This window comes from Marvinbryantia formatexigens DSM 14469 (genome assembly GCF_025148285.1).
GTDB classification, from domain to species: Bacteria; Bacillota; Clostridia; order Lachnospirales; family Lachnospiraceae; genus Marvinbryantia; species Marvinbryantia formatexigens.
The window spans coordinates 3,311,387-3,338,284 of the sequence record NZ_CP102268.1 but is presented as its reverse complement, the minus strand read 5'-3'; the positions used below and the strand labels follow the sequence as shown (position 1 = coordinate 3,338,284).

17 protein-coding genes and 1 other annotated feature are annotated in these 26,898 nt (G+C 50.7%); all 17 genes read right to left on the bottom strand.

The genetic code is table 11. The features are described 5' to 3' along the window. Nucleotides 1–77: 77 nt before the first annotated feature. Nucleotides 78–1,769, bottom strand: a complete 1,692-nt coding sequence (locus NQ534_RS15505) for an AAA family ATPase (protein ID WP_040783921.1) — start codon at nt 1,767–1,769, stop codon at nt 78–80. A 243-nt stretch (nt 1,770–2,012) separates the two neighbouring features. Continuing rightward, the gene (gene rpoC, locus NQ534_RS15500; protein WP_006862671.1) at nt 2,013–5,765 is read right to left on the bottom strand and encodes a DNA-directed RNA polymerase subunit beta'; all 3,753 of its coding nucleotides are present in this window, start codon (nt 5,763–5,765) and stop codon (nt 2,013–2,015) included. 15 nt (nt 5,766–5,780) lie between these two features. Continuing rightward, nucleotides 5,781–9,629: a DNA-directed RNA polymerase subunit beta gene (gene rpoB / locus NQ534_RS15495; RefSeq protein ID WP_006862670.1), complete on the bottom strand. Its 3,849-nt coding sequence runs from the start codon at nt 9,627–9,629 to the stop codon at nt 5,781–5,783. Between the two features lie 204 nt (nt 9,630–9,833). Continuing rightward, nucleotides 9,834–11,771 (bottom strand): glycoside hydrolase family 127 protein, encoded by a 1,938-nt coding sequence (locus tag NQ534_RS15490; protein ID WP_006862669.1) that lies wholly within the window; start codon nt 11,769–11,771, stop codon nt 9,834–9,836. Between the two features lie 21 nt (nt 11,772–11,792). After that, a complete protein-coding gene (locus tag NQ534_RS15485) occupies nt 11,793–12,629 on the bottom strand; it encodes a carbohydrate ABC transporter permease (protein ID WP_006862668.1) in 837 nt (278 codons plus the stop codon). Continuing rightward, entirely contained in the window at nt 12,629–13,540 is a 912-nt protein-coding gene (locus NQ534_RS15480) for a carbohydrate ABC transporter permease (RefSeq protein WP_006862667.1), read from the bottom strand. Before NQ534_RS15480 ends, NQ534_RS15485 begins: the two co-directional genes overlap by 1 nt. A gap of 174 nt (nt 13,541–13,714) precedes the next feature. Next, nucleotides 13,715–14,176: an IS200/IS605 family transposase gene (gene tnpA / locus NQ534_RS15475; protein ID WP_006862666.1), complete on the bottom strand. Its 462-nt coding sequence runs from the start codon at nt 14,174–14,176 to the stop codon at nt 13,715–13,717. A 197-nt stretch (nt 14,177–14,373) separates the two neighbouring features. Continuing rightward, the gene (locus tag NQ534_RS15470) at nt 14,374–15,588 is read right to left on the bottom strand and encodes an extracellular solute-binding protein (RefSeq protein ID WP_040783850.1); all 1,215 of its coding nucleotides are present in this window, start codon (nt 15,586–15,588) and stop codon (nt 14,374–14,376) included. Between the two features lie 113 nt (nt 15,589–15,701). Next, nucleotides 15,702–16,904 carry a sugar ABC transporter substrate-binding protein gene (locus NQ534_RS15465; protein WP_006862664.1) on the bottom strand — a complete coding sequence of 401 codons (1,203 nt, stop codon included), beginning with the start codon at nt 16,902–16,904 and terminating at the stop codon, nt 15,702–15,704. Between the two features lie 19 nt (nt 16,905–16,923). Next, nucleotides 16,924–18,438: a response regulator transcription factor gene (locus NQ534_RS15460; protein ID WP_006862663.1), complete on the bottom strand. Its 1,515-nt coding sequence runs from the start codon at nt 18,436–18,438 to the stop codon at nt 16,924–16,926. Next, nucleotides 18,435–20,240, bottom strand: a complete 1,806-nt coding sequence (locus NQ534_RS15455) for a sensor histidine kinase (RefSeq protein ID WP_006862662.1) — start codon at nt 20,238–20,240, stop codon at nt 18,435–18,437. The genes NQ534_RS15460 and NQ534_RS15455 overlap by 4 nt, the downstream gene beginning before the upstream one ends. A gap of 254 nt (nt 20,241–20,494) precedes the next feature. Next, a complete protein-coding gene (locus tag NQ534_RS15450; RefSeq protein WP_006862661.1) occupies nt 20,495–21,559 on the bottom strand; it encodes a PTS sugar transporter subunit IIC in 1,065 nt (354 codons plus the stop codon). A gap of 60 nt (nt 21,560–21,619) precedes the next feature. Next, nucleotides 21,620–22,150 carry a transcription repressor NadR gene (locus tag NQ534_RS15445; protein WP_006862660.1) on the bottom strand — a complete coding sequence of 177 codons (531 nt, stop codon included), beginning with the start codon at nt 22,148–22,150 and terminating at the stop codon, nt 21,620–21,622. A 124-nt stretch (nt 22,151–22,274) separates the two neighbouring features. Continuing rightward, nucleotides 22,275–22,982 carry a purine-nucleoside phosphorylase gene (gene deoD / locus NQ534_RS15440; protein WP_040783846.1) on the bottom strand — a complete coding sequence of 236 codons (708 nt, stop codon included), beginning with the start codon at nt 22,980–22,982 and terminating at the stop codon, nt 22,275–22,277. A gap of 224 nt (nt 22,983–23,206) precedes the next feature. After that, nucleotides 23,207–23,578 (bottom strand): 50S ribosomal protein L7/L12, encoded by a 372-nt coding sequence (gene rplL, locus NQ534_RS15435; protein ID WP_040783844.1) that lies wholly within the window; start codon nt 23,576–23,578, stop codon nt 23,207–23,209. A 55-nt stretch (nt 23,579–23,633) separates the two neighbouring features. After that, the gene (gene rplJ, locus NQ534_RS15430) at nt 23,634–24,125 is read right to left on the bottom strand and encodes a 50S ribosomal protein L10 (RefSeq protein ID WP_006862655.1); all 492 of its coding nucleotides are present in this window, start codon (nt 24,123–24,125) and stop codon (nt 23,634–23,636) included. 26 nt (nt 24,126–24,151) lie between these two features. Next, nucleotides 24,152–24,287 (bottom strand) — a sequence feature (ribosomal protein L10 leader region). Between the two features lie 1,339 nt (nt 24,288–25,626). Further along, on the bottom strand, nt 25,627–26,874 hold the full coding sequence (locus NQ534_RS15425; RefSeq protein WP_006862652.1) for a 6-phosphofructokinase: 1,248 nt from the start codon (nt 26,872–26,874) through the stop codon (nt 25,627–25,629). Nucleotides 26,875–26,898 lie beyond the last annotated feature (24 nt).

The window sequence follows — 26,898 nt, the reverse complement described above, 5'->3', positions numbered from 1 at the left end:
GGCTAATTTCTGCCGTCAGTTCCTTATGAGGCTATATCACTTTTTAGGACGGCTCCGGCAAATGTAAAAACAATGGCTTACGCTTCATCCAGCCGCACTTCGCAATCCTTCCGGAAAAAGGATATCCCGTAACAGGTAATATCACGGTATCCTTCTGCCTGCAGTTCTTTTATATACCCCCTGTCATGAATCTGCCGGATGGCAATTTCAGCGTCTTTTTCCAAATCATCAATTTCCTTCGACACCTTCAATTCAATGACAAACGCTTTTCCCCGCAGGGACGGGCTTTTTATCATCAAATCGCAGCGGCCATCTCCCGTTTCTCTGTTAGACTGAACCAGGTACTGCTCGCTCTGACTTAAAATTCCCGCAAGAAATCCGTGATAAAAATTCTCTGCGCTGTCATAAAAACTGATTGTAGACCACAACTGCTCATTTAAAATTTCACTCATCCTGCCAGCGTCTCTGTTTTCCATCGCCCGGTACAGATCCCGGAAATCCTGCTTTTTTAAATTATCCCGGAACCAGTTCAGAATTGTATTCTGATAGATTGTTTTCACTTCCACATTCGGAATCCGGACCTTCAAAAAAATGGTAGCCTCTGAGAAATATTCTTCTTTTTTTGTGAGATATCCAGTAAAATACAGAAAATTCCACAGATTCTCCCCATTGTCATACATGTCTCCGTAAGTAATCTCTTCATGTACCGGAATATCCAGCGTTTTCCCGTCCAGAAGCATCTCCAGCTGACCCTTCATTTCCCGGTCAGCCCTCTTTACCATTTCTTTAACAATCTCATTAGAGCTGGTGTTGATCCAGTATGGACGCGGAAAAGCGTCTATACTGGCATCCAGGTCGTAGAGGAACTTTATCACACTCCACGGATTATACACCTCTGTATCCCCAAAGGTATAGCCATCGTACCACCTTTTCATATCGTCAAAACGCTTTTCCACCCCATAATACATCATTGCCTGCAATACTTCCTGCTCTGTAAAGCCAAAATGCTCACTGTATCTTCTGTCCAGTACAGAAATGATATTCAGATGATTCAGCCCTGTAAAAATACTCTCCCTGGAAATCCTGAGACAGCCCGTTATTACAGCAAACTTCAAGAATCTGTTTGTCTTCAGCGCTGATTCAAAAAGTGAACGTATAAAGCTTACCATCTCATCATAAAATCCGGAAAAATAAGCATTTTCCAGCGGTACATCGTACTCATCCAGCAAAATAACCGTCTTTTCCCCTGTCACTTTAAACAGACACTCGCTGAGAAATTTCAGTGCGCCGGAATATTCATCGTAAGCGCCTTTCCGGTTCATAATCCTCCGAAATATCTGTCTGTCTTCCTCCGACAGTTTTTCAGATTCCAAAAGAATCTCGTGCCGTCTGAACTCCCCTGCAATCTCTTCCTTTATTTTAAAAAGCGCCGATTCAAAGGTATTCTGTTTTGCCGATTTCAGTGTCAGGCTGATGACCGGATATTTTCCCATCTGCTTTGTATATTCTTCACCGACAGTCATAATCTGCAGCCCACAAAACAGTTTTCTGTTTGCCTCGTTCTTCTCTGTGCTTCCCGTATCCTCAAAAAAATGCTGCAGCATACTCAGATTCAGTGTTTTTCCGAAACGCCGGGGACGGGTAAACAGATTCACCTTTCCCTGCAGGTCAAGCAGCTCCTTTATAAACATGGTTTTGTCCACATAATAATAGCCGCTTGTAATCAGATCTTCAAAATCGTCCACGCCTATTGGCATTGCTTTTCTCATTCTGCTTCCCCTCCGTTCCATTTTTTCACCTGATTTATAATCCTTTTTTGTATTTTCGCACACTTTCACAATCTTTGCAATCGCTTTTGCATCTGCATCCCTGCATTCCTAATATCTGTAAACCAGTAATACAATCTATTTCCGGCAATCTCAATTCCGAAAATGTAAACAGCGCCGGATAACTTTCTGCGTTATCCGACGCCGTTTTTCTTCATGCTTCTTTTGTGCTTCTTTTACTCTTCTTTATTCTTCCGGCTCTTCTTCGCCGTCTTCCTCAGCTTCCGGTTCTTCCTCCGGCTCTTCTTCCTCCGGTTCCTCATCCTCCGGCTCTTCGGATTCATCGAGACCGTCAAGCTCCTCCAGATCGTCCAATGCATCGTCCTCTAAATCGAGAAGCTCATCATCGTCCTCCTCTTCGGTCAGGTCGATTTCCTCCTCATCCTGCTGGTACTCCGTGCTGAGATGTACATTGCGGTAGCGCTTCATACCGGTACCTGCCGGAATCAGCTTACCGATGATAACATTCTCCTTCAGACCTACAAGCGGATCGATCTTACCCTTGATAGCCGCCTCCGTGAGCACCTTGGTGGTCTCCTGGAAGGATGCTGCGGACAGGAAGGAATTGGTTGCCAGAGCAGCTTTTGTGATACCGAGCATTACCTCTTTGCCCTCCGCCGGTCTCAGACCTTCCTCAAGCGCCTTTGCGTTTGCCTCCTCGAAATCAAGGATATCAACCGTTGTACCTGGAAGAAGTTCGGTATCGCCGCACTCCTCCACGCGGATCTTCTTCAGCATCTGGCGCACAATGACTTCGATATGCTTATCGTTGATTTCCACACCCTGCAGGCGGTATACACGCTGTACCTCACGCAGCATGTAATCCTGCACGGCGCGCACGCCCTTAATCTTCAGGATATCGTGCGGGTTGACGCTTCCTTCTGTCAGCACGTCGCCTGCCTCCAGAACAACGCCGTCCTGCACTTTGATACGGGAACCGTACGGAATCAGGTAAGTCTTCGCCTCACCGGTCTCCTCGTTCGTCACAATGATTTCACGCTTCTTCTTGGTATCGCGGATTTCCACCTTTCCGGCGATTTCCGTGATAATCGCAAGACCCTTCGGCTTTCTCGCCTCAAAAAGCTCCTCGACACGCGGAAGACCCTGTGTGATATCGCCGCCGGCAACACCGCCGGTATGGAAGGTACGCATCGTAAGCTGTGTACCCGGCTCACCGATGGACTGCGCCGCGATGATTCCGACAGCTTCACCCACCTGCACCGCTTCACCGGTCGCCATGTTCGCGCCATAGCACTTCGCACAGATACCGATATGGGATTTACAGGTAAGGATGGTACGGATTTTCACCTGCTCATACGGCTTGCCCTCCGGCGTAACAGCATCCTTCATGATGCGCGCCGCTCTCTTCGGCGTAATCATATGGTTTGCCTCTACGATAACTTCGCCGTTCTTATCGCGGATCGTCTCGCAGGAGACACGTCCGGTGATACGATCCTGCAGGCCCTCGATTTCTTCCTTGCCGTCCATGAATGCGCTCACATACATGCCCGGAATCTCGTCCTTGCCCTCGCAGCAGTCCACCTCGCGGATAATCAGCTCCTGGGAAACGTCGACAAGACGTCTCGTCAGATAACCGGAGTCCGCGGTACGCAGCGCCGTATCGGACAGACCTTTCCGCGCGCCGTGCGCCGACATGAAGTATTCCAGTACGTCCAGACCTTCACGGAAGTTCGACTTAATCGGAAGCTCGATGGTGTGTCCGGTCGTATCCGCCATCAGACCACGCATACCGGCAAGCTGTTTAATCTGCTTATCGGAACCACGCGCACCGGAATCCGCCATCATGTAAATGTTATTATATTTATCCAGACCATCCAGCAGCGCTTTTGTAAGGATATCATCGGTCGTCTTCCAGGTCTCCACGACCTCCTTATAACGCTCCTCCTCCGTGATCAGACCACGCTTGTAGTTGCGCGTAATCTTATCCACCGTATCCTGCGCTTTCGCGATCAGCTCCGGTTTTTCCGGCGGCACCGTCATATCGGAGATAGATACCGTCATGGCTGCTTTCGTCGAGTATTTGTAACCCATCGACTTGATATCATCCAGCGCTTCCGCCGTCTTCGTCGCCCCGTGGGTATTGATGATCTTTTCCAGAATCTGTTTCAGACCCTTCTTGCCGACGTGGAAATCCACCTCCAGCTTCAGCTCATTCTCCGGAATGCTCCGGTCTACAAAGCCCAGGTCCTGCGGAAGGATCTCATTGAAGATGAATCTTCCCAGCGTGGATTCAATCACGCCGGTCTTTTCCTCGCCGTTCACATTCTTTGTCACGCGGACCTTAATCTTGCTCTGCAGCGTGATGACGCCGTTCTCATACGCAAGAATCGCCTCATTTACGCTCTTGAAGAACTTGCCCTCGCCCTTCGCGCCCGGTCTCTCCTGCGTGAGGTAGTAGATACCGAGGACCATATCCTGGGAAGGAACCGCCACCGGGCCGCCGTCGGACGGCTTCAGCAGGTTGTTCGGGGAGAGCAGGAGGAATCTGCACTCCGCCTGTGCTTCCACGGAAAGCGGCACATGGACAGCCATCTGGTCGCCGTCGAAGTCGGCATTGAATGCCGTGCAGACAAGCGGATGCAGCTTGATTGCCTTACCCTGTACCAGAATCGGCTCAAATGCCTGGATACCAAGTCTGTGCAGTGTGGGTGCACGGTTTAACATAACCGGATGCTCCTTGATGACCTTTTCCAGGACATCCCACACCTGCGGCTCCAGACGTTCTACCATCTTCTTTGCATTTTTAATGTTATGCGACGTGCCGTTTGCCACCAGCTCCTTCATAACGAACGGCTTGAACAGCTCGATTGCCATTTCCTGCGGCAGACCACACTGGTAAATCTTCAGCTCCGGTCCGACTACGATAACGGAACGTCCAGAATAATCGACACGTTTTCCGAGCAGGTTCTGACGGAAACGTCCGGATTTACCCTTCAGCATATCGGAAAGAGATTTCAGCGGGCGGTTGCCCGGTCCGGTAACAGGGCGTCCACGGCGTCCATTATCAATGAGGGCGTCCACAGATTCCTGCAGCATTCTCTTTTCGTTTCTTACAATGATATCCGGAGCACCAAGCTCCAGCAGTCTTTTCAGACGGTTGTTGCGGTTGATGATGCGGCGGTACTGGTCGTTCAGGTCAGACGTTGCAAAACGTCCGCCGTCCAGCTGTACCATCGGACGGATATCGGGCGGGATGACCGGAATGACTGTCAGAATCATCCATTCCGGACGGTTGCCGGATTCGCGGAATGCCTCGATAACCTCCAGACGCTTGATGATGCGGGCGCGCTTCTGACCGGTAGAATCCTTCAGAGCCGCCTGCAGCTCCACCGCCTCTTTCTCCACATCGATTTCTTCCAGAAGCTCCTTGATAGCCTCCGCGCCCATGCCGACGCGGAATCCGTCTCCGTAAGCCTCTCTTGCCTCCTGGTATTCCTTCTCGGTCAGCACCTGCTTCTTCATCAGATTGGTGTTACCCGCATCCAGAACGATGTAGTTGGCAAAGTACAGCACCTTCTCCAGCGTGCGCGGAGAGAGGTCGAGCACCAGTCCCATGCGGGACGGGATGCCCTTGAAGTACCAGATATGGGATACCGGAGCCGCCAGCTCGATGTGTCCCATGCGCTCTCTGCGGACGCTGGATTTGGTGACTTCCACACCGCAGCGGTCGCAGACTACGCCTTTGTAGCGGATTTTCTTATATTTTCCGCAGTGGCACTCCCAGTCCTTGCTCGGACCGAAAATGCGCTCACAGAACAGCCCGTCTTTCTCCGGCTTTAAAGTTCTGTAGTTGATGGTTTCCGGCTTTTTTACCTCGCCGTGGGACCATTCTCTGATTTTATCAGGAGATGCCAGTCCGATTTTAATTGCATCGAACGTCATCGGCTGATACCCTTCATTGTTTGTTGTTTCCGGCATAAAACGGTTCCCTCCTTACTCGTTCTCGTCTACATAACTGTCGTCGAAATCTCCGTAGAACTCATCGTCGTCCGGCTCTTCCTCCACGTCTACCAGTTCATCGCCGTCCAATTCCTGCTCACTGTAGCCGTAGTCTCCAAGCGGAGCGTCGTCGTCACGCCGATAGCCTCTGTCTCCTTCTATCACAGAACGTATGTCTGTTTCTCCGTATTCCACGGTTTCTTTTATTTCTACTTCCTTCTGGTTTTCGCCAAGCACGCGCACATCCAGACCAAGGGACTGCAGCTCCTTTAACAGCACCTTGAAGGACTCCGGAATACCCGGCTCCGGGATGTTCTCGCCCTTGATGATTGCCTCGTAGGTCTTTACACGTCCGATGATGTCGTCCGACTTCACCGTCAGAATTTCCTGCAGTGTATAGGACGCGCCGTATGCCTCCAGCGCCCATACCTCCATTTCTCCGAAACGCTGTCCGCCGAACTGCGCTTTACCGCCCAGCGGCTGCTGCGTGATCAGAGAGTACGGACCGGTGGAACGTGCATGGATCTTATCGTCCACCAGATGATGCAGCTTCAGGTAATGCATGTGTCCGATCGTAACCGGGCTGTCGAAGTATTCGCCTGTTCTTCCGTCGCGCAGCCTTACCTTGCCGTCGCGGGAAATCGGCACGCCCTTCCAGAGCTTGCGGTGGTCTCTGTTCTCATAGAGATAATCCAGCACCTCCGGCAGCAGCTCCTCCTCATGCTTTGCCTTAAATTCTTCCCACTCCAGATTGACATAATCATTTGCCAGATCCAGAGTATCCATAATATCATTCTCGTTCGCGCCGTCGAAGATCGGGGTGGAAACGTTAAAGCCAAGTGCCTTTGCAGCAAGACTTAAGTGGATTTCCAGCACCTGTCCGATATTCATACGGGACGGCACGCCCAGCGGGTTCAGCACGATATCCAGCGGACGTCCGTTCGGCAGGAACGGCATATCCTCCACCGGAAGCACACGGGAAACAACACCCTTGTTTCCGTGACGGCCCGCCATCTTATCGCCGACCGAAATCTTTCTCTTCTGCGCAATGTAAATGCGCACCGCCTGGTTTACGCCCGGAGCCAGCTCGTCGCCCGCTTCTCTCGTAAATACCTTCGCATCTACGACAATACCGTACTCACCGTGCGGCACCTTCAGGGAGGTGTCACGCACCTCGCGCGCTTTCTCACCGAAGATCGCACGCAGCAGACGCTCCTCCGCCGTCAGCTCGGTCTCGCCTTTCGGCGTTACCTTGCCGACCAGGATATCGCCCGCACGAACCTCCGCACCGACGCGGATAATACCTCTCTCGTCGAGGTCCTTTAATGCATCGTCGCCGACGCCCGGAACGTCTCTGGTAATCTCCTCCGGTCCCAGCTTTGTATCTCTCGCCTCCGCCTCATATTCTTCAATATGAACGGAAGTATAAACGTCATCCATAACAAGACGCTCGCTCAAAAGTACGGCGTCCTCGTAGTTGTAACCCTCCCAGGTCATGAAACCGATGAGCGGGTTTTTACCCAGCGCAATCTCACCGTTTGAGGTGGACGGTCCGTCTGCGATAACCTGCCCCTCCTGCACGCGGTTGCCCTTGAAGACGATCGGCTTCTGGTTGTAGCAGTTGCTCTGGTTGCTTCGCAGGAATTTGGTGAGATGATACTCATCGCGCTTTCCGTCATCCGTCCGGATAACAATATCTTTTGAAGTAACGCGCTCCACCGTACCGGCATGTTTTGCCACCACGCACACACCGGAGTCGACCGCGGTCTTTGTTTCCATACCGGTACCAACTACCGGAGCTTCGGTCGTCAGAAGCGGCACCGCCTGACGCTGCATGTTCGAACCCATCAGCGCGCGGTTTGCGTCGTCGTTCTGCAGGAACGGAATCAGAGCCGTAGCGACGGAGAACACCATCTTCGGGGATACGTCCATGTAATCGAACATTGCGCGGTCGTACTCCTGCGTCTCCTCGCGGTAACGTCCGGATACGGTCTTACGGATGAAATGACCTTCCTCGTCCAGCGCCTCGTTCGCCTGCGCTACATGGTAATTATCCTCTTCGTCCGCCGTCATGTAAACGACCTCGTCGGTGACGCGCGGATTCTTCGGGTCGGATTTATCGATTACACGGTACGGCGCCTCAATGAAGCCGTACTGGTTGATTCTTGCGTAGGACGCCAGTGAGTTGATCAGACCGATGTTCGGACCTTCCGGCGTCTCAATCGGGCACATTCTTCCGTAATGGGAGTAATGTACGTCGCGGACCTCGAATCCGGCTCTGTCCCGTGACAGACCGCCAGGTCCCAGGGCGGAGAGACGTCTCTTGTGCGTCAGCTCGCCGAGCGGGTTGTTCTGGTCCATGAACTGGGACAGCTGGGAGGAACCGAAGAATTCCTTCACCGCCGCCGTCACCGGCTTGATATTGATCAGCGACTGCGGGGAAATCCCCTCCAGGTCCTGCGTAGTCATACGCTCGCGGACAACACGCTCCAGTCTGGAAAGACCGATGCGGTACTGATTCTGCAGCAGCTCGCCGACGGAACGGATACGGCGGTTTCCAAGATGGTCGATATCATCGTCGGTACCGATGCCGTATTCCAGATGAATATTATAGTTAATGGAAGCAAGGATGTCTTCCTTTGTAATATGCTTCGGAATCAGATCGTGGATATCGCGGCGGATCGCCTCTTTGATATCCTCGATATCGCTATTTTCTTCCAGTATAGATTTCAGCGCCGGATAATATACTAATTCCGTAACGCCTACCTCCTGCGGGTCGATATCCACATAATTTGTGATATCCACCATCATGCTGGAAAGCACCTTTACGTTGCGCTCCTCCGTCTGCACCCACACAAACGGAACGGCTGCGTTCTGGATGGTATCCGCCAGCTCGCGCGTCGCCTTCGTGCCTGCCTCCGCCAGGATCTCGCCAGTGGACGGGTCGATTACATCCTCCGCCAGCACATGTCCGGCGATACGGTTGCGCAGCAGCAGCTTTTTATTGAATTTGTAGCGTCCGACCTTTGCCAGGTCATATCTGCGCGGGTCGAAGAACATCGCCATGATGAGGCTCTCTGCGCTCTCCACGGCAAGCGGTTCGCCCGGACGGATCTTTTTGTACAGCTCCAGCAGACCCTCCTGGTAGTTGGTCGCCGTATCCTTCGCCAGCGTCGCCACGATCTTCGGCTCCTCGCCAAACAGCTCCAGAATCTCCGCATTGGTGCTGATGCCGAGCGCACGCACCAGAACGGTGATGGGAACCTTTCGCGTTCTGTCTACACGCACATAGAAAATGTCGTTGGAGTCCGTCTCATATTCCAGCCATGCACCGCGGTTCGGAATAACGGTACAGGAAAACAGTCTTTTTCCGATTTTATCATGGGCGATCCCATAGTAGATGCCCGGAGAGCGGACAAGCTGGCTGACAATAACACGCTCCGCACCGTTGATGACAAAGGTGCCCGTCTCCGTCATCAATGGCAGGTCTCCCATAAAAATCTCGTGCTCGTTAATCTCATCTGTCTCTTTGTTGTGAAGCCGTACCTTGACCTTCAGCGGCGCAGCGTACGTCGCATCCCGTTCCTTGCACTCTTCAATCGAATACTTCACATCATCCTCACAAAGCTTGAAATCCACAAACTCCAGACTCAGCTTTTCACCGTAGTCACGAATCGGCGAGATGTCATCGAAAACTTCCTTCAGCCCTTCGTCCAGAAACCACTGGTAGGAATCCTTCTGTACCTCGATGAGGTTCGGCATCTCCAATACCTCTTTCTGCCTGGAGTAGCTCATCCGGAAACTGTTGCCGTTTTTGATAGGACGTATCCTGTTTTTCTCCATTGACGTTTCACCCCTGTCTTTTTATATAAAAGTGTACACATTTTTCCCAGGTTTCTGCCAGAAATCACCAATTTGTTTTTGGGCATAATTACCCCTTGAGGTACACTTCTGCACGATAATGCAACCTATACTATAACACAAGCCAAAGGGCATGTCAACAAAAAATCCGCGGAATTTCCACGGATTTTTTGAGAGTGTAACAGTTCAGTGATTCAGTTCTTTTATCCAGACCAGCATTTCACCCTGTCCGCGGTTGCTCCAGTACGGGTAGGGAATAGCGGTCAGGGTGCAGTCCGTAAGCTCCGGTTTTTCTGTACCGTACAGACCACCCTTCCAGCTTTGCGGTGCGATCCGTTTTCCACGTGCCGTTACCGTCACGATTCCGCCAAACAGCGGGGATTTTTTCTCCTCCAGTCCGGCGGCGGTGTCCACATATACCGCCGGCAGGTTTTCCCCGTTGTCCGCCTCCTCCAGACAGTACACAAGCGGCCCCCGCACAATGGCGACCTTGCCGGAATCCGCACGCACCTGCGGATTGGCATAGACAAATTTCGCCGGCATCGCAAAGGAGACCAGAATCGTACACGGCGCATCCGCGTGTACTCTGACATAGCCATTTTCCGGCTGCGCGGGCTGCTCTGTCCCCGCCACAGTCACGCTGTAATTCTCTGCAAAATCCGGCACGCGCAGGAAGACATCCATTCCCTCCTCCGGAAGGCTTTTTATCTCCAATGTGAAGGATGCTTCCTCCGGATACGTCGTCGTCAGCCTGACCGCCGCCTGCGCCTCTCCCAGCTCAATCGTACTCTCATTGGAAATAAACAGATTGACATACAGCGCCCTGTTTTCCTCATCCACCCCGTAGATATACTGTCCGAGCGATGCCAGCGTCCGGGCGATGTTGGGCGGACAGCACGCAACGCCGAACCATTTCTGCCGCACCGGCTTTACATGCCTTTTCGAGGTTCCCTCCATGCACGCCGGCGGCCACACCTCCAGCGGATTTACATAAAAGAAGCTCTTTCCATCCAGCGCAATCCCCGCAAGCACCGTGTTATAGAGCGCCCGCTCGACCACGTCCATATATTTTCCGTCGCGCATAATCTGATTCATCCGCAGCCCGAACAGCGCCAGACCGATGGACGCGCAGCTTTCCGAATAATTATATTCGTTCGGCAGATCATAATCCACCGTAAAGCGCTCCAGGATACCGGAGGAGCCAATGCCGCCGGTCAGATACATCCGTTTTTCCACGATGTTGTTCCAGAGCGTTTCGCACGCACGCAGCAGCGCCTCATCCTGGTACGCGCCGGCGATATCCGCCATCGCACAGTACAGATACACCGCGCGCACGGCATGTCCCTCCGCCGTCGTCTGCTCTCTGACCGGCAGATGCGACTGGGAGTAGGCGGGCGTGTAATCGGCAAATTCCGGGAAAATCATCTTGTAATCCGGACGGCTCATCTCCTTCATAAAGTAGTTTTCTCCCACGCCCCGCGCATCGACAAAATATTTTGCCTGCTCAAGATATTTCCTGTTTCCGGTTGCGTCCGCCAGCTTAATCAGTCCGATCTCCACTTCCTCATGTCCCGGATAACCATGAATTTTTCCTTCCTCAGTGCCAAAGGTATCGCAGATTAAATCGGCGAATCTGCACATGCAGTCAAGAAATTTTCTTTTTCCGGTTCCCTGGTAATATGCCACCGCAGCCTCCATCAGATGCCCTGCCGTGTAAAGCTCGTGCCCCTCGCACAGATCCGTCCAGCGCTTTTTGGGCTCTTTGATGGTAAAATACGTATTGATATAGCCGTCGTCGCACTGCGCCTCCGCTATCAGGTCTATCACCTCATCCGCCGTCTTCTCCAGCTCCGCATCCGGATAGCAGGCAAGGGAAAAGCCGACTGCCTCCAGCCACTTTGCCACGTCCGTATCCTGAAAGACCGCTCCGTAAAACTCTCCCTTCGTCCTGCCCGCCGCAATGCGGAAGTTTTCCAGACAATGGCTCGACTCCGCGTCCGGAATCCGGTCGTTCATCGCCTCCCACTGATAGGGAATAATCGCGCTGCGCACCAGATCGACATGCTTCGACCAGAAGCCGTCTCTGATTGAAATGTTTTTTAAATCTGCTGAATGTAATCTCATCGCTTCCTCCTGTCCCTGTCTTTATGCTTTTACTGCTCCGTTCGTCAGTCCGCTGACAATGTACTTCTGCATGAAAATAAAAATCAGCACTACCGGAGATATTGCAATTATACCAAATGCCATCGTAGAATTCCACAGTGTCTGATACTGTTGGACATAATTATAAATACTCGATGTAATCGGCCGCATAGTCGGGTTCGTGATAAAGGTAATCCCGTAAATCAGATCGCCCCACGCATAGACGAAGGAAAACACCGCTGCCACGATCACACCGGGCTTCGCAATCGGAAGCATGATGGTAAAAAACGACTTCCAGTATCCGCAGCCATCGATATTCGCCGCCTCATCCAGCTCCTTCGGAATCGACAAAAAGTAGGTGCGCAGAATGATGATGCTGAACGGAATGCCAAGGGTGGCGTCCGCAAGAATCGGCGCCCAGTAGGTATTTAAAAGCCCCACCCGCGAAAACATAATATAGAGCGAGGTGAGCACCAGCGTGGAGGGCAGCATCTGCGTAATCAGGAAGAACAAGATCAGCGCCTTTTTCGCCTTAAAGCGGAACCTTGCCAGCCCATATGCCGCCGGGATGGACAGCACGGTGGAGATAATCGTTGCGCCCACCGCAATAATCGCGCTGTTTTTAAACCCGCGCAGTGTATCGCTTGACGAGGATAGCTGCTGCTTAAACGCCTCCAGCGTCAGATCCCGCGGCCAGAGCGGCGTCGGAATCTCGAAAATTTCCACCTGCGTTTTCAGCGCTGTCACCACCATCCAGTACAGAGGAAAGATAAATATAATAAAAATAATAGCGCCGCACAAAAATGCAATAAACTGGCTGCGTTTTTCCTTTTTACCCATTACATAATCTCCTCCTCTTCATTTATCAGTTTAATATAAAAGATTCCGACCACCAGAAGAATCAGGAACAGAATGTTCGCCGCGGCAGCTCCCTTGCTGAACTGGAATTCTTCAAAAGAAAGACGGTACGCATAGGTCGAGACAAGCTCTGTGGAATTTACCGGTCCGCCCTTGGTCATTACCCATACCAGATCGAACACCTTAAACGTATACACAAACCCCAGCGTCAGCACGGACATAATCGCCGGTTTAATCATGGGGATGGTAATCCGGAACAATGTCTGCAGCTTATTCGCCCCGTCCAGGCTGCAGCTCTCGTAAACCTCCGCCGGAATCGTGGTAAGTCCGGTAATCAGCAGCATCATGTTAAAAGGTATTCCAATCCAGATATTGGCAATAATAATCGCCACCATTGCCGTTTTCGGCTGAAGCAGCCACTCCATCGGCTTCTCAATCAGCCCCAGCGCCATCAGAAACTGATTGACGATACCACCGGAGCTTGCAAACATAAATTTGAAGAGAAGCCCCGCAACCGTGACCGGCAGCAGCCAGGAAATCATCGTCACGCCCCGGAAGAAAGAGCAGCCGGGAAATTTTCTGCTGAATAAAAGCGCCAGCCCGAATCCTATGATAAACTGAAAGAAAATGGAACCGACCGTAAAAATCAGGGTATTGATAATCGCCTTTGTCATGATGGAATTTCCGCTGGTAAACAGCTCTATATAATTCTGAAATCCGATAAATTTCTGATTATCCGGCTGCGCAAAGGAATAGACATCTACGTTTTTGAAGCTTAAAATCAGGTTCTGAATCATCGGATAACCGATGAAAATCATCATATAAATTGCCGCCGGCAGCGCAAACAAAAATCCCATCTTTGCACCGCCGTTCAGTTTTCTGTGCTTTTTCATTGCCTCCCCTTCCTCCCTTCGGATGCATGGCAGTCGCTGCCACCCGTCTAACGGGTGGCTCGCGCTTCGGCTATAAGCCTTTGTTACTAGGCCCGCGTCTCAAGGCGCTGGCTCTCACTTCGTTCAAGCCACTTTGCTTTTCACTCGTCGCTGCCCCTTCAAGGGGCGTTTGTATTACCGACTACCCCTAAAGGGGTCCTCATATTCTTTCACGCTCAATTTATCCATCATAATATCCGCTCTCTCTTGCTCCTGAATGTACTTCTTTATGGTGTCCTCATTGAGACCTACTGTGCTGACATAGTATCCTTCTGCCCAAAAATGTCTGTTCCCAAATTTATATTTCAGATTTGCGTGGCGGTCAAACATCATTAGGGCACTTTTCCCTTTCAAATATCCCATGAAACTTGATACACTTATTTTGGGCGGAATACTTACCAGCATATGAATATGGTCTGGCATAAGATGACCTTCTATTATTTCAACACCTTTATAATTACAAAGTTGTTTTATAATATCTCTTAGGTCTTCTTTGTATTGATTGTAAATCATTTTTCGTCTATACTTTGGTGTGAAGACGATATGATACTTACACATCCACTTTGTATGTGCAAGTGAGTTGGCTTTCTTCGCCATTGAAATCACCTTTCCTTTCTATATAGTGGCTTGGACACCTCTATTATAGGCGTAAAGGTGATTTCTTTGTATAACAATCACCGCGCACCCGCATAGCGGGTGGTTGATATTTCGTGCGCTTTGCGCACTCAACAGGGTCGATGCCCCGCATAACTACAAAGGCTGCCGCAAGCTCTGCGGCAGCCTCCCATTTTTATTTACTGCACTGCGTCAACGGCCGCCTGCGTATCTGCCGCCGCCTGCTCAGGCGTCTTTGCGGAAGTCATAACTTCCTGGAAGCCTGTCTGGATGGCGCTGGAATAAGAAGGCCAGGATGCGCTCGGTCCTCTCGGAATCGAAGTTTCAATCTGCGTCAGGAATGCTTTCTGAATCGGGTCGTCTGTCCAGTAGCTGTCCTGCGCCGCCTCTGTCTTCGGAGGATAAGAGCCATACTGCTTCATTGCATTTACCATAACCTCAGTCTGGTCGTAATACTGGAGAAATGCCTTTGCCCCGGACATATCCTCTTTATTTACCACGCCCATGTTCTCACCGCCGAGAATGGAGGTTGCCTGACCGGAATCTGCGTCTCTCTTCGGAAGCACCGTTACGCCGTAGTTCAGATCCGGAGCATTTGCCTCGATACCCGGAATCTGCCACGGACCGTTCTGCTGCATTGCCAGGTTGCCCGCCATAAAGTTGTTATTAACATCGGACTGCGTCCAGTTTACACATTCCTTTGTCCAGGAACCTTCTTCAATCATTTCCTGCATCAGTCTGTATGCGTCAATACCGCCCTCGATATCCGTATAGGAACCGCCCGCCGTATACAGCCACTGCAGGCACTGGAAGGTTCCCTCGTCCGTATTGGTTGCCGCGTTTCCGAAACCATATACGCCGTCCTTCGTCAGCGCTTTCGCCATCTCGCGGAAGTCGTCCCAGGTCGTATTCTCATCCGGATATGCAATGCCCGCCGCATCGAACATATCCTTGTTGTAATACAATGCCGTACAGTTTGTCGCAAACGGGATACCGTAGTGCTTTCCATCCATCATGGTAGATTCCAGCGGTCCCTGGATGTACTCGTCCCAGTTAATTTCCGCATCTGAGATATCGCCGAACAGACCAAGCTGGATGAAAGACGCCATGCTGCAGCCATCCAGAATTACCAGATCCGGAAGCTCCCCGGAAGCAATGCCGAGCGTAAGCTGCTTTTCATAATCCGCAAACGGAACATACACATGGGATGCCGTAAACTCGTCCTGCGACTCATTAAATCCGTCAATCAGAGTCTGCATCATTTCCTTCTGCGCATCCGTCTCGAAGTAATCCCAGATGACCACTTCCTGTCCTGCCGCGGATGCCGTGCCCGCCATCATCGCACAAATGGCTGCGCCCGCGATGCCCGCTGTCAATACCTTCTTAAATTTCATGAAAAAACCTCCTTTATTGTGAAATTTCTCAGCTCCTGCTGTTAATTTCATTATAAAGGAGGTCCTTTTTCTGTGTAATTCTAATTATTTAAGAATGGTGGACAAATTTCTGGTCAGTTTTCCTGCAGCGCGGCAGCCGCCTGCTGCGGCGTTTCTTCCTGTGAAATAATCCTATAGATTCCCTCGCTCAGCTTCCCGGAGACGGCGCTCCAGTGCGGGATCGAAGTTCTCGTAACCGCGTTCTCCATCTGCTGCTGGAATACCGCCAGCTCCGGCCGCTTTTCCACACTTTCCCTGGCTGCGGAAATTTTTGCCGGCAGGACGCTCGCCTTCCGGCAGAATTCCGTTATCTCATCCCCTTCTATGCAAAATCTCAGAAATGCCAGGGAGCCTTCCAGGTTCTTGCCTTTTAAAATGCCGATATTCTCCCCGCCCACCACCGCGTTGTTTCTCTCTCTGCCCGGAACCGGGACAATGCCATAGTCAATTCCCGCTTCATCCAGCTGCGGAAAAACCCACGGTCCGTTCTGTATAATCGCCGCGCGTCCTTCGGCAAATTCCAGCGCCAGGTCCGTCTGCGTCAGATTAATACAGTTTTCCGACATACTTCCATCCAGAAGGAGCGACTTCAGAAAGGCAAATGCCTCCACGGTCGCCTCCCCGCCCAGACTCTGCGGATCCTCTCCCGCCGCCAGAATCCAGGGCAGAATCTGAAACGCTCCCTGCTCGCTCTCGATGCAGCACATAGCAAAGCCGCTTCGTTCCGGAGTTGTCAGCTTTTTCGCCGCCTCCCGCAGCTCTTCCCACGTCTCCGGCGGCGTCAGATGATATTCCGCAAACAGCTCTTTATTATAAATCAGCGCCGTGCTGTTGCAGTTAAACGGAATCCCGTAATATTTTCCCTCATATTTCAGCGTTTCCAGCATGGACGGATAACACTCGTTCTCCAGCTCCCACTCCTGCGCCTGCAGCGTAATATCCTCAAAAAGTCCCATCTGAATCAGCGCCGCCATATCCGGATTGTCAATAATCGCCATATCCGGGAGGTCGTTTTCCGTATATGCCGACGACAGTCCTTTCACAAACCCGGTCATCGGCACATATTCCCACTCCGCCCGGTACTCATTCTGCGACTGGTTAAAGCTGCGCACCAGCTCATCCAGTCCTTCTCTCTGCGCTTGCGTCTCATAGTACGACCAGATAACGATTTTTTCCGTTTCTTTGCCCGCCGGCGGCAGATTACGGGCGTCCTTCTGATTGCAGCCGCACAGCAGGACCATACAGACCACCGGCAGTACAGCTATTATTTTTTTCATTGCAGCTCCTCCATTCCGGTCAGCTCATCTGCCGGTAATCTCCCGGCGATACTCCTACCTCCTCCTTAAAGACCCGGTTAAAATATTTCGGGTCATGATAACCGACCTCCTCCGATATCTCATAAATTTTCTTGCTGCTTCCCTTTAGCAGCCGCTTGGCATGACTGATACGGAAGCGTTTCAAGAAGGTTGTAAAATTGATTCCCACTTCTTTATTAAACAGGGTACTCAGATATTCCGGCGTGATTTCCAGATGCTCCGCAAGGAGCTCCAGCGAAATATTTTCCCGGTAATGCTCCCGGATAAAATTAATCGCCCTCCGTATCGTATAATTGCGGATATCCTCTTTTTTATCCTTCTCCGACAAAATAATCTCGATTTCCCTGCGAAAACAGTCCTCCAGCGTTTTTATCGTCAGCGCGGTCGCCGCCGTCTTTTCTATCTCACTCTCCTGCATCCGCCTGTACGCCTGCGGATTCACCTCGCTGCAGACATTCTCCATAAAAGCAATCATTTTTCCATAAGCTTTTCGGAAATACACCGGGCTGCATTTTAAATTTCTGACATACCTCATAAAGGCTTCCGCATCCCGCTTCAGCTCCTCTGCGGTGCCGTTGCAGATGGATACCTTCAGCTTCCCCTCCAGATGCGCCGGATACTGGTACTCCCCTCCGCCGCATTCCTGCGCCCGCTCTTTCGTCAGAACCGTGCGGTATCCGAGCAGCATCCCGTACAGATACAGGCTGCGCAGCTCTGCCGCCTTTTCCTTCAGCTCCCGCAGATTTTCCAATTCTATAACAGCCCAGACCGGCATATCTTCCACGGACAGATTCCGGTAAAGCCGGCGTGTCATTTTTTCCGCAAGCAGCCCGCTATCCGTCTGCCCCTGAATCAGACAGAACATTTCCTGCGTATTTTCCAGCATCGTATAAACGATTCGCAGTTCCGGTTCCAGGCTCTTTATCTGCTCCCACTGCCGGGCAGCGGACGCGGCATATCCTGCATTGGCGTCCCCAAGGCAGCCTGCCGCCAGATAACACGGCTCTCCTTCCCGCAGCTTTGCAAGCCGCTCCAGCTTCTTATAATCCTCCTCTGTGATCGTTCTTCCTCCGAGCAGAATATCGCGCAGCAGTCCCTCCGCACTCTGCACCGTCCGCTTTTCCTCCTCCCGGACGAGATTCTGGATTTTTTCCAGCACTTCCGTCACATCCTCCGCCGCCAGCGGTTTTAGCAGATAGTCATCCGCTCCGTAGCGCAGCGCTTTCTGGGCATATTCAAATTCCGAATAGCCGCTCAATATAATAAAATGGCATTTCACGCCCGCGCGGTTTGCCGCCTCCTGCATCTCCAGTCCGTCCATCACCGGCATCCGGATATCTGAAATCACCAGGTCCGGGTGCAGGCGGAGAATCAGCTCCAGCCCTTCTTTCCCGTTTTTGGCCTCGCCGACGATCGTGTGGGCGGTGTGGGCGGAGATCAGTTTCGACATTCCGGTCCGGATTTTTATCTCATCCTCCACAATCAGTATTCTCATGGCTCTTCCCCCTTTCGAAGCGGCAGGCGCAGCGTTACGACAGTCCCCATACCACAGATGCTGCTTACGTTCCAGGAGGCCTCATCCCCGTAATACATGTGCATTCTGGCGAACGCATTATGCAGCCCAATGCCTCTTCCGTCATCCGCGATTGCTTTTTCCTTATCATTGTAGTTTTTCAGAAGATGGGGCGGCATCCCCTTTCCGTTATCTTCTATAATGATGGTAATCCCGCCGCCATCCTCCGCAGACGACATATCAATCCGCAATAATCCTCCGCTCTCAATATCACGGAAGCCGTGCAGAATCGAGTTTTCTACGAACGGCTGCAGCAGCAGCTTATATATCTTTCCACCCCGGATGCGCTCCTCTACATTTATTTCACAGGAAAATGCATTGTTAAACCGCATCTGGTGCAGGCTGATGTACTTTTCCAGCCAGTCCGCCGCCTCCCAGATACTGACCATCTGATTGCTTTTATTTACACTGTAGCGCAGAATCACGCCAAGGTCCCGCAGCATTTTACTGATTTCAAATTCGCCCTTTTCGATTGCCATCCAGTTGATGGAATCCAGCGTATTGTAGAGAAAATGCGGATTGATCTGTGCCTCCAGCGCCCGTATTTCCGCATTCTTCTGCTGCTCCTTCGCTTCGCCCACCTCTTCAATCAGCTCTTTTACCTTCACGGTCATATCGTTAAAATTATCTGCAATCGTTCCGATTTCATCAAAAGAACGCACCGGCACGACCACATCCAGATTTCCCTTCTGGACCTGCTGCATCCCGGACACCACAGAACGGACAGACGCGTCCATCGTGCGCACCGTGTATATAATCAGGCTGGTTGCAAACAAAAGCGTCAGCACCGTAATCAGTACCAGCGCCTGCTGCGTCCTCGTCACATCCTTCAGCATATAATCCTTATCATAGGCATTGCAGAAAATCCATCCGGTTATCGGGTCCTCGTAACGGTTAATCGTCATATCCCGGTTGCGCAGATATCCGGAAACACGCACAAAATCTTCTATCTCCAGCTCCGGGTTCATGACGATTCCCGCAAAGTCCTCATCCGGATAAGAAACGACCCGGCGCTCTTCATTAATGATAAAATTGATGCTGTACTCATCCATGTCGCCGTTGCTGCAGATGGCATTCAGCGAGCGCTCCTCTATCGTCATGATAACCGTCGCGATACAGCCCCGCTCCAGATGGTCAAAATCAAACATACGCTTTGATATGTGATAGAAATGTCCTTTTTCCTTCCCGTTAAAATTCATGGTATCTGTGACCACCATGCCGGGCGCATCCGCCGACTCCAGATAGGGCGGCGTCTGACGAAGGTCTGAATAATCCTGCCAGACAGTGTTCAGCGAGGAATCTGTCTCAAAATCGTAGACCACCGCTCCGCCGTCCGGGCATACAATACTCAGGCAGCGGATACCGGCTTCACTGTTGTGGTACTGCTTCAGCCGGTTGACTACCTGGTTATAGGCAACCGCCTTCCTGCTGTCCTGGTCATCCTCCAGCGCAAGGATATTGTCGATAACCTGTTCATCCTTATAAATCTGGTAAATAAGATTTGTGTATATCTTCAGATTTAAATTTACCCGCTCGGCTATCTGCGTCAGATTGCTGACCATCAGCTCGTCTATCTTTTCCGTCATCTGGTTTTTATTTATCTGGAACGCGACAATCTGGACGAACAGAATCGGAATAATCGAAACCAGTGCAAAAGCCACCAGAAGCTTTCTGCCAAGCTTCCAGCTATTGTATTTTGCAAGCAGCCGTTTCCCCGGTCCCATCCGCACCACCTCCAAAGCAGTTTTGTAATTTGCGGCTCATATTATAAGCTGTCCGATAAATGAGCCTCCATCCATTTGTCCTCCGACTCATATTATAACCCCTTTTGTAAAAAAGCGATATTCCAAAAACTTAAATCAGGTGGATTTTCTTAAAGGAAATATCGCAGAGCGGACATTCGCATTTTTCTCTGCCGCATGCTTATCTGCATTCAAAAAACAGCCGCGGCTAAGCGGCTGTTCCAGACTGTGTTCCTTTATAAATTCAGTTTCATATCGCCCGGCTTGATCCATCCCCATTTGCGCATCGCCTCGGAAATGGCAAGCGTCACGAGCGCCGGCAGAATAATCTGTATCGCCAGGATTTTAATCAGCACGATTTCCGGCGCTTCTGTCGCCGTCATCACCTGCCAGGTCATAATCTGTCCGACCAGACCTGCCGTTCCCATGCCGGAACCGGTCGCATTGCTCGTCATTTTCAGAAGCATGGTGCCAACCGGACCGAGAATCGCGCTTGACAGAATCGCCGGCAGCCAGATGATGGGCTTGCGCACGATATTCGGCACCTGGAGCATGGAAGTGCCGATGCCCTGCGCCAGCAGACCGCCGACTTTATTTTCACGGTAGCTTGCCACCGCAAAACCGACCATGTTGCAGCAGCAGCCAATCGTTGCCGCGCCCGCTGCCAGACCGGAAAGATTCAGGATAACGCCAAGCGCCGCCGAGCTGATTGGCAGCGTCAGAATCATGCCCATCAGCACCGATACCACGATTCCCATCAGAAACGGCTGCTGTTCGGTTCCCCAGTTAATCAGCGCACCCAGGCTTGTCATAAGCTGTGAAATCGGCGGTCCCGCCAGAAGTCCGACCGCAGAGCCTGCCCCGATGCTGACAATCGGCGTCACCAGAATATCCACCTTCGTTTTACCGGATACCAGATGTCCGGCTTCGATTCCTATGTATGCGGCAATAAACGCGCCCAGCGGCTCTCCCGGACCGGAGAACTGCATCACGCCGTCCACCAGGACCTGCCCCGCCAGCAGCTTACTGGCAAAAGCGCCGACCATACCTGCCGTCGCCGCGGACAGGATAACCAGCGGACTTTCCTTATACCTGCTTGCCACACCGACGCCAATGCCCGCGCCGGTAAGCGCCGCGGCAACCTTTCCAATTAAGAAAATGGTGTCTCCGATGCCGCCGCCCACCAGCGTGCCAATCTGCTGGATAATCGTTCCGACAATCAGCGTCGCAAAAAGACCGTGTGCCATTCCGCTTAACCCATCAATGAACACACGGTTTAACCATTTCGTAAATACTTTCATAACTGCCTCCTCGTTGTATTGTCAAGTGTCTTGTCACCTGCATGTCACCTGGCAATCATACTACAAGTTTCCGGCAAAATCAAGTAAATATCCCTTTTCTTTTAATCTTTTTTCCGCTTCGTCCAGAATTTCCTCATTTTCCGCCTCCAGCGTATGAAAATGCGTATCGCAGGTCAGCTCCTTCAGCGGCTTCGCCCTGTTGGCAAAAATCCTGGCAATAAACTCATCCACGTCTCTTCTCGACGCGATCATCAAATCCGCGGCAATCTGCCCGTAGACATCATGCTCCACCACCACGTCCAGTACGCGCGCGCCCGCGTCCACCAGCGTGTACAGCTCATCCTTCATCTGCGCATCCGTATGCTTCACCGCAACCGTCCTTCTGCACATGTTCCGGTGATTCCCCCCGTAAATCAGGTAGCCCTTGTTTGTGGAAAGAATTGTCTTGTCTGTCGCGCGCAGCAGCGCAATGTCCTGCACGATCACCTGGCGGCTGACACCGAACCGCTTTGCCAGCGCAGCGCCGGAGACGGGTTCGCATCCCGTCTCCAGCAGTCTGATGATTTCTTTCCGTCTCTGTTCTCCGTCCATTCTGCGTTTTTCTCCATGCTTTACATTCCCGTATCTGCCGTCCGGGAATTCTCTGGTTGTTCATACATGAAAGCCAGATGCTCCATGCTGCGCATTCCCGTATCTGCCGTCCGGGACTTTCATGTTAAATTCTGACTGCCGTCTCCAGCGCCACCTGCATCATATTGGTAAACCCATTCTGTCTCGCCTCTGCATCCAGCTCCTCACCATTTACGATGGAATCGGAAACGGTGAAAATACCGAGCGCCTTCACGCCTGCGCGCGCCACATTACAGTACAGAGCAAAGCTCTCCATTTCGATAGAAAGCACGCCCATTTTTGCCCACTGCTGCCATTCCGGCGTCTCCGTGTAAAAAATATCCGAGGAAAGGATATTTCCGACGCGGTACGGATAGCCAAATTCCGCCGCTGTTTCCTGCGCCGTCTTTAAGAGTTCATAGTCCGCAATCGCGCACATCGTTCCCGGAAGCTGATACTGGTGCGCGTAGTTGCTGTCCGTGCAGGCGCCCTGCGCCATGATGATTTCGCCCAGCTTAATGTCCTTTGCGATGGAGCCGCAGGAACCGACGCGAATCAGATTTTTCACTCCATAAAAATGAATCAGCTCATGACTGTAAATTCCGATGGACGCGCAGCCCATTCCGGTTCCCATAACGGACACCTTCTTTCCTTTATACGTGCCCGTGTATCCAAACATATTTCTCACGCTGTTAAATTGTGTGATATCCTCCAGATACGTCTCCGCGATCACCTTCGCGCGGAGCGGATCTCCCGGAAGCAGAACTGTCTCGGCGATATCGCCCATATTTGCAGCATTATGTGGTGTAGCCATTTTCAAATTCCCCCTTTTCTCATGTCTCATCTTCTGTCCGGCACTTTATTCCCGCGGGCAATAAGCCAGGCGTGAATGCCTGCACACGCATCCGGCGAACGCCGCGGAACATCTGACTGTTAGATAATTTCCGGACAACTCCAGTGTAACATAAAAAAAGGACCGGCGCAATGCACCAGTCCTTATCTTTTCTGTTCTTTTTCCGTTGCCGGGAACAGTAATATTTATTTCAGAGTAACCTTTGCTCCCTCTGCTTCGAGCTTTGTCTTCAGCTCTTCTGCCTCTGCCTTGGAAGCTGCTTCCTTTACAACCTTCGGAGCGCCGTCTACAACTTCTTTTGCTTCCTTCAGACCAAGACCGGTTGCTTCACGAACAACTTTGATAACCTTAACCTTGTTCGGACCAACTTCTGTCAGCTCTACATCGAACTCGTCCTTCTCTTCCTCAGCTTCTGCCGGGCCTGCTGCTGCTACAACAACGCCTGCTGCTGCGGATACACCGAACTCTTCCTCGCAAGCTTTTACTAATTCGTTTAATTCTAATACGCTTAACTCTTTAATTGCTTCAATAAATTCAGCAGTTGTTAATTTTGCCATTTTCATTTTCCTCCGTTTTTATTTTGATAATTTTTACAGGAAAGCTCCTCCTGCCTTATGCTTCTGCTTCTTTTTCTGCAATCTGCTTAATAACACGCGCAAAGTTTGCAATCGGCGACTGCATGCTGCCAAGCAGTCTTCCAAGCAATACTTCTCTGGACGGAACGTCTGCCAGCGCCTGGATTGCCTTTTCATCGTAATATCCGCCTTCAACCACACCAGCGATCAATTTAAGAGACGGAACGGTCTTTGCATATTTCGCAACGATTCTGATCGGAGCAGTCGCATCCGTCTTGCAGATAGCAACCGCATTCGGACCGGACAGATGACTGGTAAGCGGCTCGCACTCTGTGCCCTTGAACGCAAAATTCATCATTGTGTTCTTGTACACTTTGTAGACGATGCCAGCTTCTCTCATCTCTTTACGAAGAGCGGTATCCTGCTCTACATTGATTCCGCTGTAAGCAACGAGAACCACTGACTGCGCATCTTTGATGTTTTCACTGATCTCGGCTACGATCGGCTTCTTCTGTTCCACTTTTGCCATGAATGGTGCACCTCCTTATTCGTTTGTGTACCGCCAAAAAACCTCTCTGCGTGACAGAGAGGTTCATAAATCATTTCTATCGAAATTCTTTACTCCTCGGCAGGCGTTTTGAACCTTATGCCTTGCGGCACCTGCTGTCTTCGGCAGTCTTAGAAAGAATACCATACTCTCCCGGATATGTCAAGTAATTTCTTCGATATTCTTTTTCCGATATTTTGTTGATTATTATTCATTTATGTGATATCATAAGCATGCAACCGTGTTGCAGGGTGGGAAGACCTTCATTCTACATAGTGTGGAGGTGATGCATATGAACAATCATTCATTTGATTTCAAAGACCTTATGGCTTTCGGCATGTTCATATTGGCATTACTGACATTCATTTCCGTGAATTTGAAGTAGTGTCTTAACGCATAGAAAAACCACCCTAAAACTTTGACCCTAAGGGGTGGATTTTCTGTCCCAATCTGGTCAACCCACCTTGTGGGCGGTTGCTTTTTTCATTATCACTATAGCACAGCTTTCACGGAAATGCAAGAGCCGTTTTTGCCGCCTGCCGGAGGAGTATCCAGTAAAAATATCCGCTATCAATGTCAGTAATAAGACCGCTATCGCAGTGGATAACGGTCTTTTTCTTTTCCATATTAACTTATTTTTTTGTTCGTCGTCATCTATATGATAATGTTTAACCGAAGTATCTTTCATCCTGCCATCGTGTATCATCATTTTACGTGGTCTTTATTCTGTCATTCTCTATTTATCAGCAGCTTTTCTTCTTCCGATTTTTTCTGATTTCAGATATTGTACCATCTTCCGCTTTGTCTATCTTCTGCTTCATGCACTGATAAATCTTCATTCCAGAAATTTAATTCAATATGTATAGCAAATGCTTTATCATCTGTAATCCGTTTTCTTTCTTCGGTTAAGCTCGATATATTCGATTCTAATCGGTTCAGATATAAAGGTCATTTCCGCAGGATACATTTGCTTTACCACATTCATATTGAATATTACATGAGACTTCTGTGTCCATTGGACTAACCTCCTTTCGTTTTCTAAACAACTATCAAATAGTTTATTAAGCTTTCTCGTCACTTAACAGGTATTTGTTGTTGTTGAAATTATAATAGCACAGCCCCTCAGATTTGTCAACACTATTTTTAAATATTTTTCAAATAAATTTTTATTAGATGTTAATTTGTCTAAAATACTGTGAATTATTTGTATTTTCTTGAATTTTTAAACATTTATTGTTGTCTCAGAAATTATTTTCGGAGTAAAAAAAGTCCACCGGACGTTTTTGTCGTATGCACGGCAACAAAAATGAGGCTGCCAAGGCAGCCCCATCTTACACTTTTATTCCCGCGGGCAATGAGCCAGGTACCGTGCTTGCGACGCCCTGCAAGGGCTAGTCCTTTAGGGCACGGATATCTGGCAGTGCAGTGCACCAACGCCGTAAGTATCAAATACCCCGGCATCACATCATGCTCCGGATGTTTTTTATTTGCGATAGCTATCTCTGCTCAGTACCAGATGCTTCGGAACACCGTTTACCATCAGCGGAGTAAGCTCGCCGAGGATCAGCGGACGCGCATACTCAACGTAGCCTTCCAGAACGTCGGTGCCGTCCTCAGAAATCCACTCATCCGGAACCGGACGCTCTACGTTTGCGATCTGATGGATGTCGTAGATGCCGTATCCTACCTGGTACGGGCTTCTCTCTTTCACATCAATGGTGATCATCATACCTGTCTGACCTTCGTCAGCCGCCTTGCATGCCAGATAACCAACGTTGAATGCCTCGTTGATATCGTTCAGGGAAGCAACGTGTGTTGCCGCTCTCTGCAGAGTGGAGAACTCAATCGCACGGGTCTTCAGACCGGTATCTGCCGCAACCTTGTTTGCCAGCGTTACCGCACAGCCGGAAAGCTGCTTGTGTCCGAATGCGTCTACAAAATCAGAGCCGCCGCCCAGCTCGCATACGAAACGTCCGTCAGCCAGTTTCACGCCCTCGGAAACAGCTACCACTACAGAGCTCTTCTTCACGGAGAGATCCTTGATTCTTGCAAGGAAATCGTCGTAGTCAAAGGTTCTTTCCGGCAGGTAGATCATATCCGGACCTTCGCAGTCCTCGTCTCTGGACAGCGCTGCCGCTGCTGTCAGCCAGCCTGCATGACGTCCCATGATCTCGCAGATCAGAACGGTCGGTTTTTCGATACCAAAGCTTGCGTTGTCGCGGATAACTTCCTTCAGAGAAGTTGCGATATATTTTGCTGCAGAGCCGTATCCAGGGCAGTGGTCGGTAATCGGAAGGTCGTTGTCAATGGTCTTCGGAACACCCATAAATCTCTGTGTTTTGCCCTTCAAAGCTGCGTAATCAGACAGCATTTTGATGGTATCCATAGAATCGTTTCCGCCAATGTAGAACAGGCACTCAATGTCATATTTTTCCAGGATCGCAAAAATCTTGTCGTAAACTTCCTCGTTGCCCTCGATCTTCGGCAGCTTGTAACGGCAGGAGCCAAGGAATGCGGACGGCGTTCTCTTTAAGAGCTCGATGTCCTTGTCCTCTTTAATGTACTCGCCCATATCTACCAGATCTTCATTGAGGAAGCCCTGGATGCCGTGATGCATACCGTAAATCTTCTTTACGCCAAGCTCTCTTGCTTTGCTGACAACACCAGCGAGACTGGAATTGATAACCGCTGTCGGTCCGCCGGACTGTCCTACTACAATATTACCCTTCATGATAATTTCCTCCTAAAATGTTTT

Coding starts and splice junctions, on each gene's coding strand:
- NQ534_RS15505 (WP_040783921.1), bottom strand. CDS start 1,769: ATGAGAAAAGCAATGCCAATAGGCGTGGACGATTTTGAAGATCTGATT.
- rpoC (WP_006862671.1), bottom strand. CDS start 5,765: ATGCCGGAAACAACAAACAATGAAGGGTATCAGCCGATGACGTTCGAT.
- rpoB (WP_006862670.1), bottom strand. CDS start 9,629: ATGGAGAAAAACAGGATACGTCCTATCAAAAACGGCAACAGTTTCCGG.
- NQ534_RS15490 (WP_006862669.1), bottom strand. CDS start 11,771: ATGAGATTACATTCAGCAGATTTAAAAAACATTTCAATCAGAGACGGC.
- NQ534_RS15485 (WP_006862668.1), bottom strand. CDS start 12,629: ATGGGTAAAAAGGAAAAACGCAGCCAGTTTATTGCATTTTTGTGCGGC.
- NQ534_RS15480 (WP_006862667.1), bottom strand. CDS start 13,540: ATGAAAAAGCACAGAAAACTGAACGGCGGTGCAAAGATGGGATTTTTG.
- tnpA (WP_006862666.1), bottom strand. CDS start 14,176: ATGGCGAAGAAAGCCAACTCACTTGCACATACAAAGTGGATGTGTAAG.
- NQ534_RS15470 (WP_040783850.1), bottom strand. CDS start 15,588: ATGAAATTTAAGAAGGTATTGACAGCGGGCATCGCGGGCGCAGCCATT.
- NQ534_RS15465 (WP_006862664.1), bottom strand. CDS start 16,904: ATGAAAAAAATAATAGCTGTACTGCCGGTGGTCTGTATGGTCCTGCTG.
- NQ534_RS15460 (WP_006862663.1), bottom strand. CDS start 18,438: ATGAGAATACTGATTGTGGAGGATGAGATAAAAATCCGGACCGGAATG.
- NQ534_RS15455 (WP_006862662.1), bottom strand. CDS start 20,240: ATGGGACCGGGGAAACGGCTGCTTGCAAAATACAATAGCTGGAAGCTT.
- NQ534_RS15450 (WP_006862661.1), bottom strand. CDS start 21,559: ATGAAAGTATTTACGAAATGGTTAAACCGTGTGTTCATTGATGGGTTA.
- NQ534_RS15445 (WP_006862660.1), bottom strand. CDS start 22,150: ATGGACGGAGAACAGAGACGGAAAGAAATCATCAGACTGCTGGAGACG.
- deoD (WP_040783846.1), bottom strand. CDS start 22,982: ATGGCTACACCACATAATGCTGCAAATATGGGCGATATCGCCGAGACA.
- rplL (WP_040783844.1), bottom strand. CDS start 23,578: ATGGCAAAATTAACAACTGCTGAATTTATTGAAGCAATTAAAGAGTTA.
- rplJ (WP_006862655.1), bottom strand. CDS start 24,125: ATGGCAAAAGTGGAACAGAAGAAGCCGATCGTAGCCGAGATCAGTGAA.
- NQ534_RS15425 (WP_006862652.1), bottom strand. CDS start 26,874: ATGAAGGGTAATATTGTAGTAGGACAGTCCGGCGGACCGACAGCGGTT.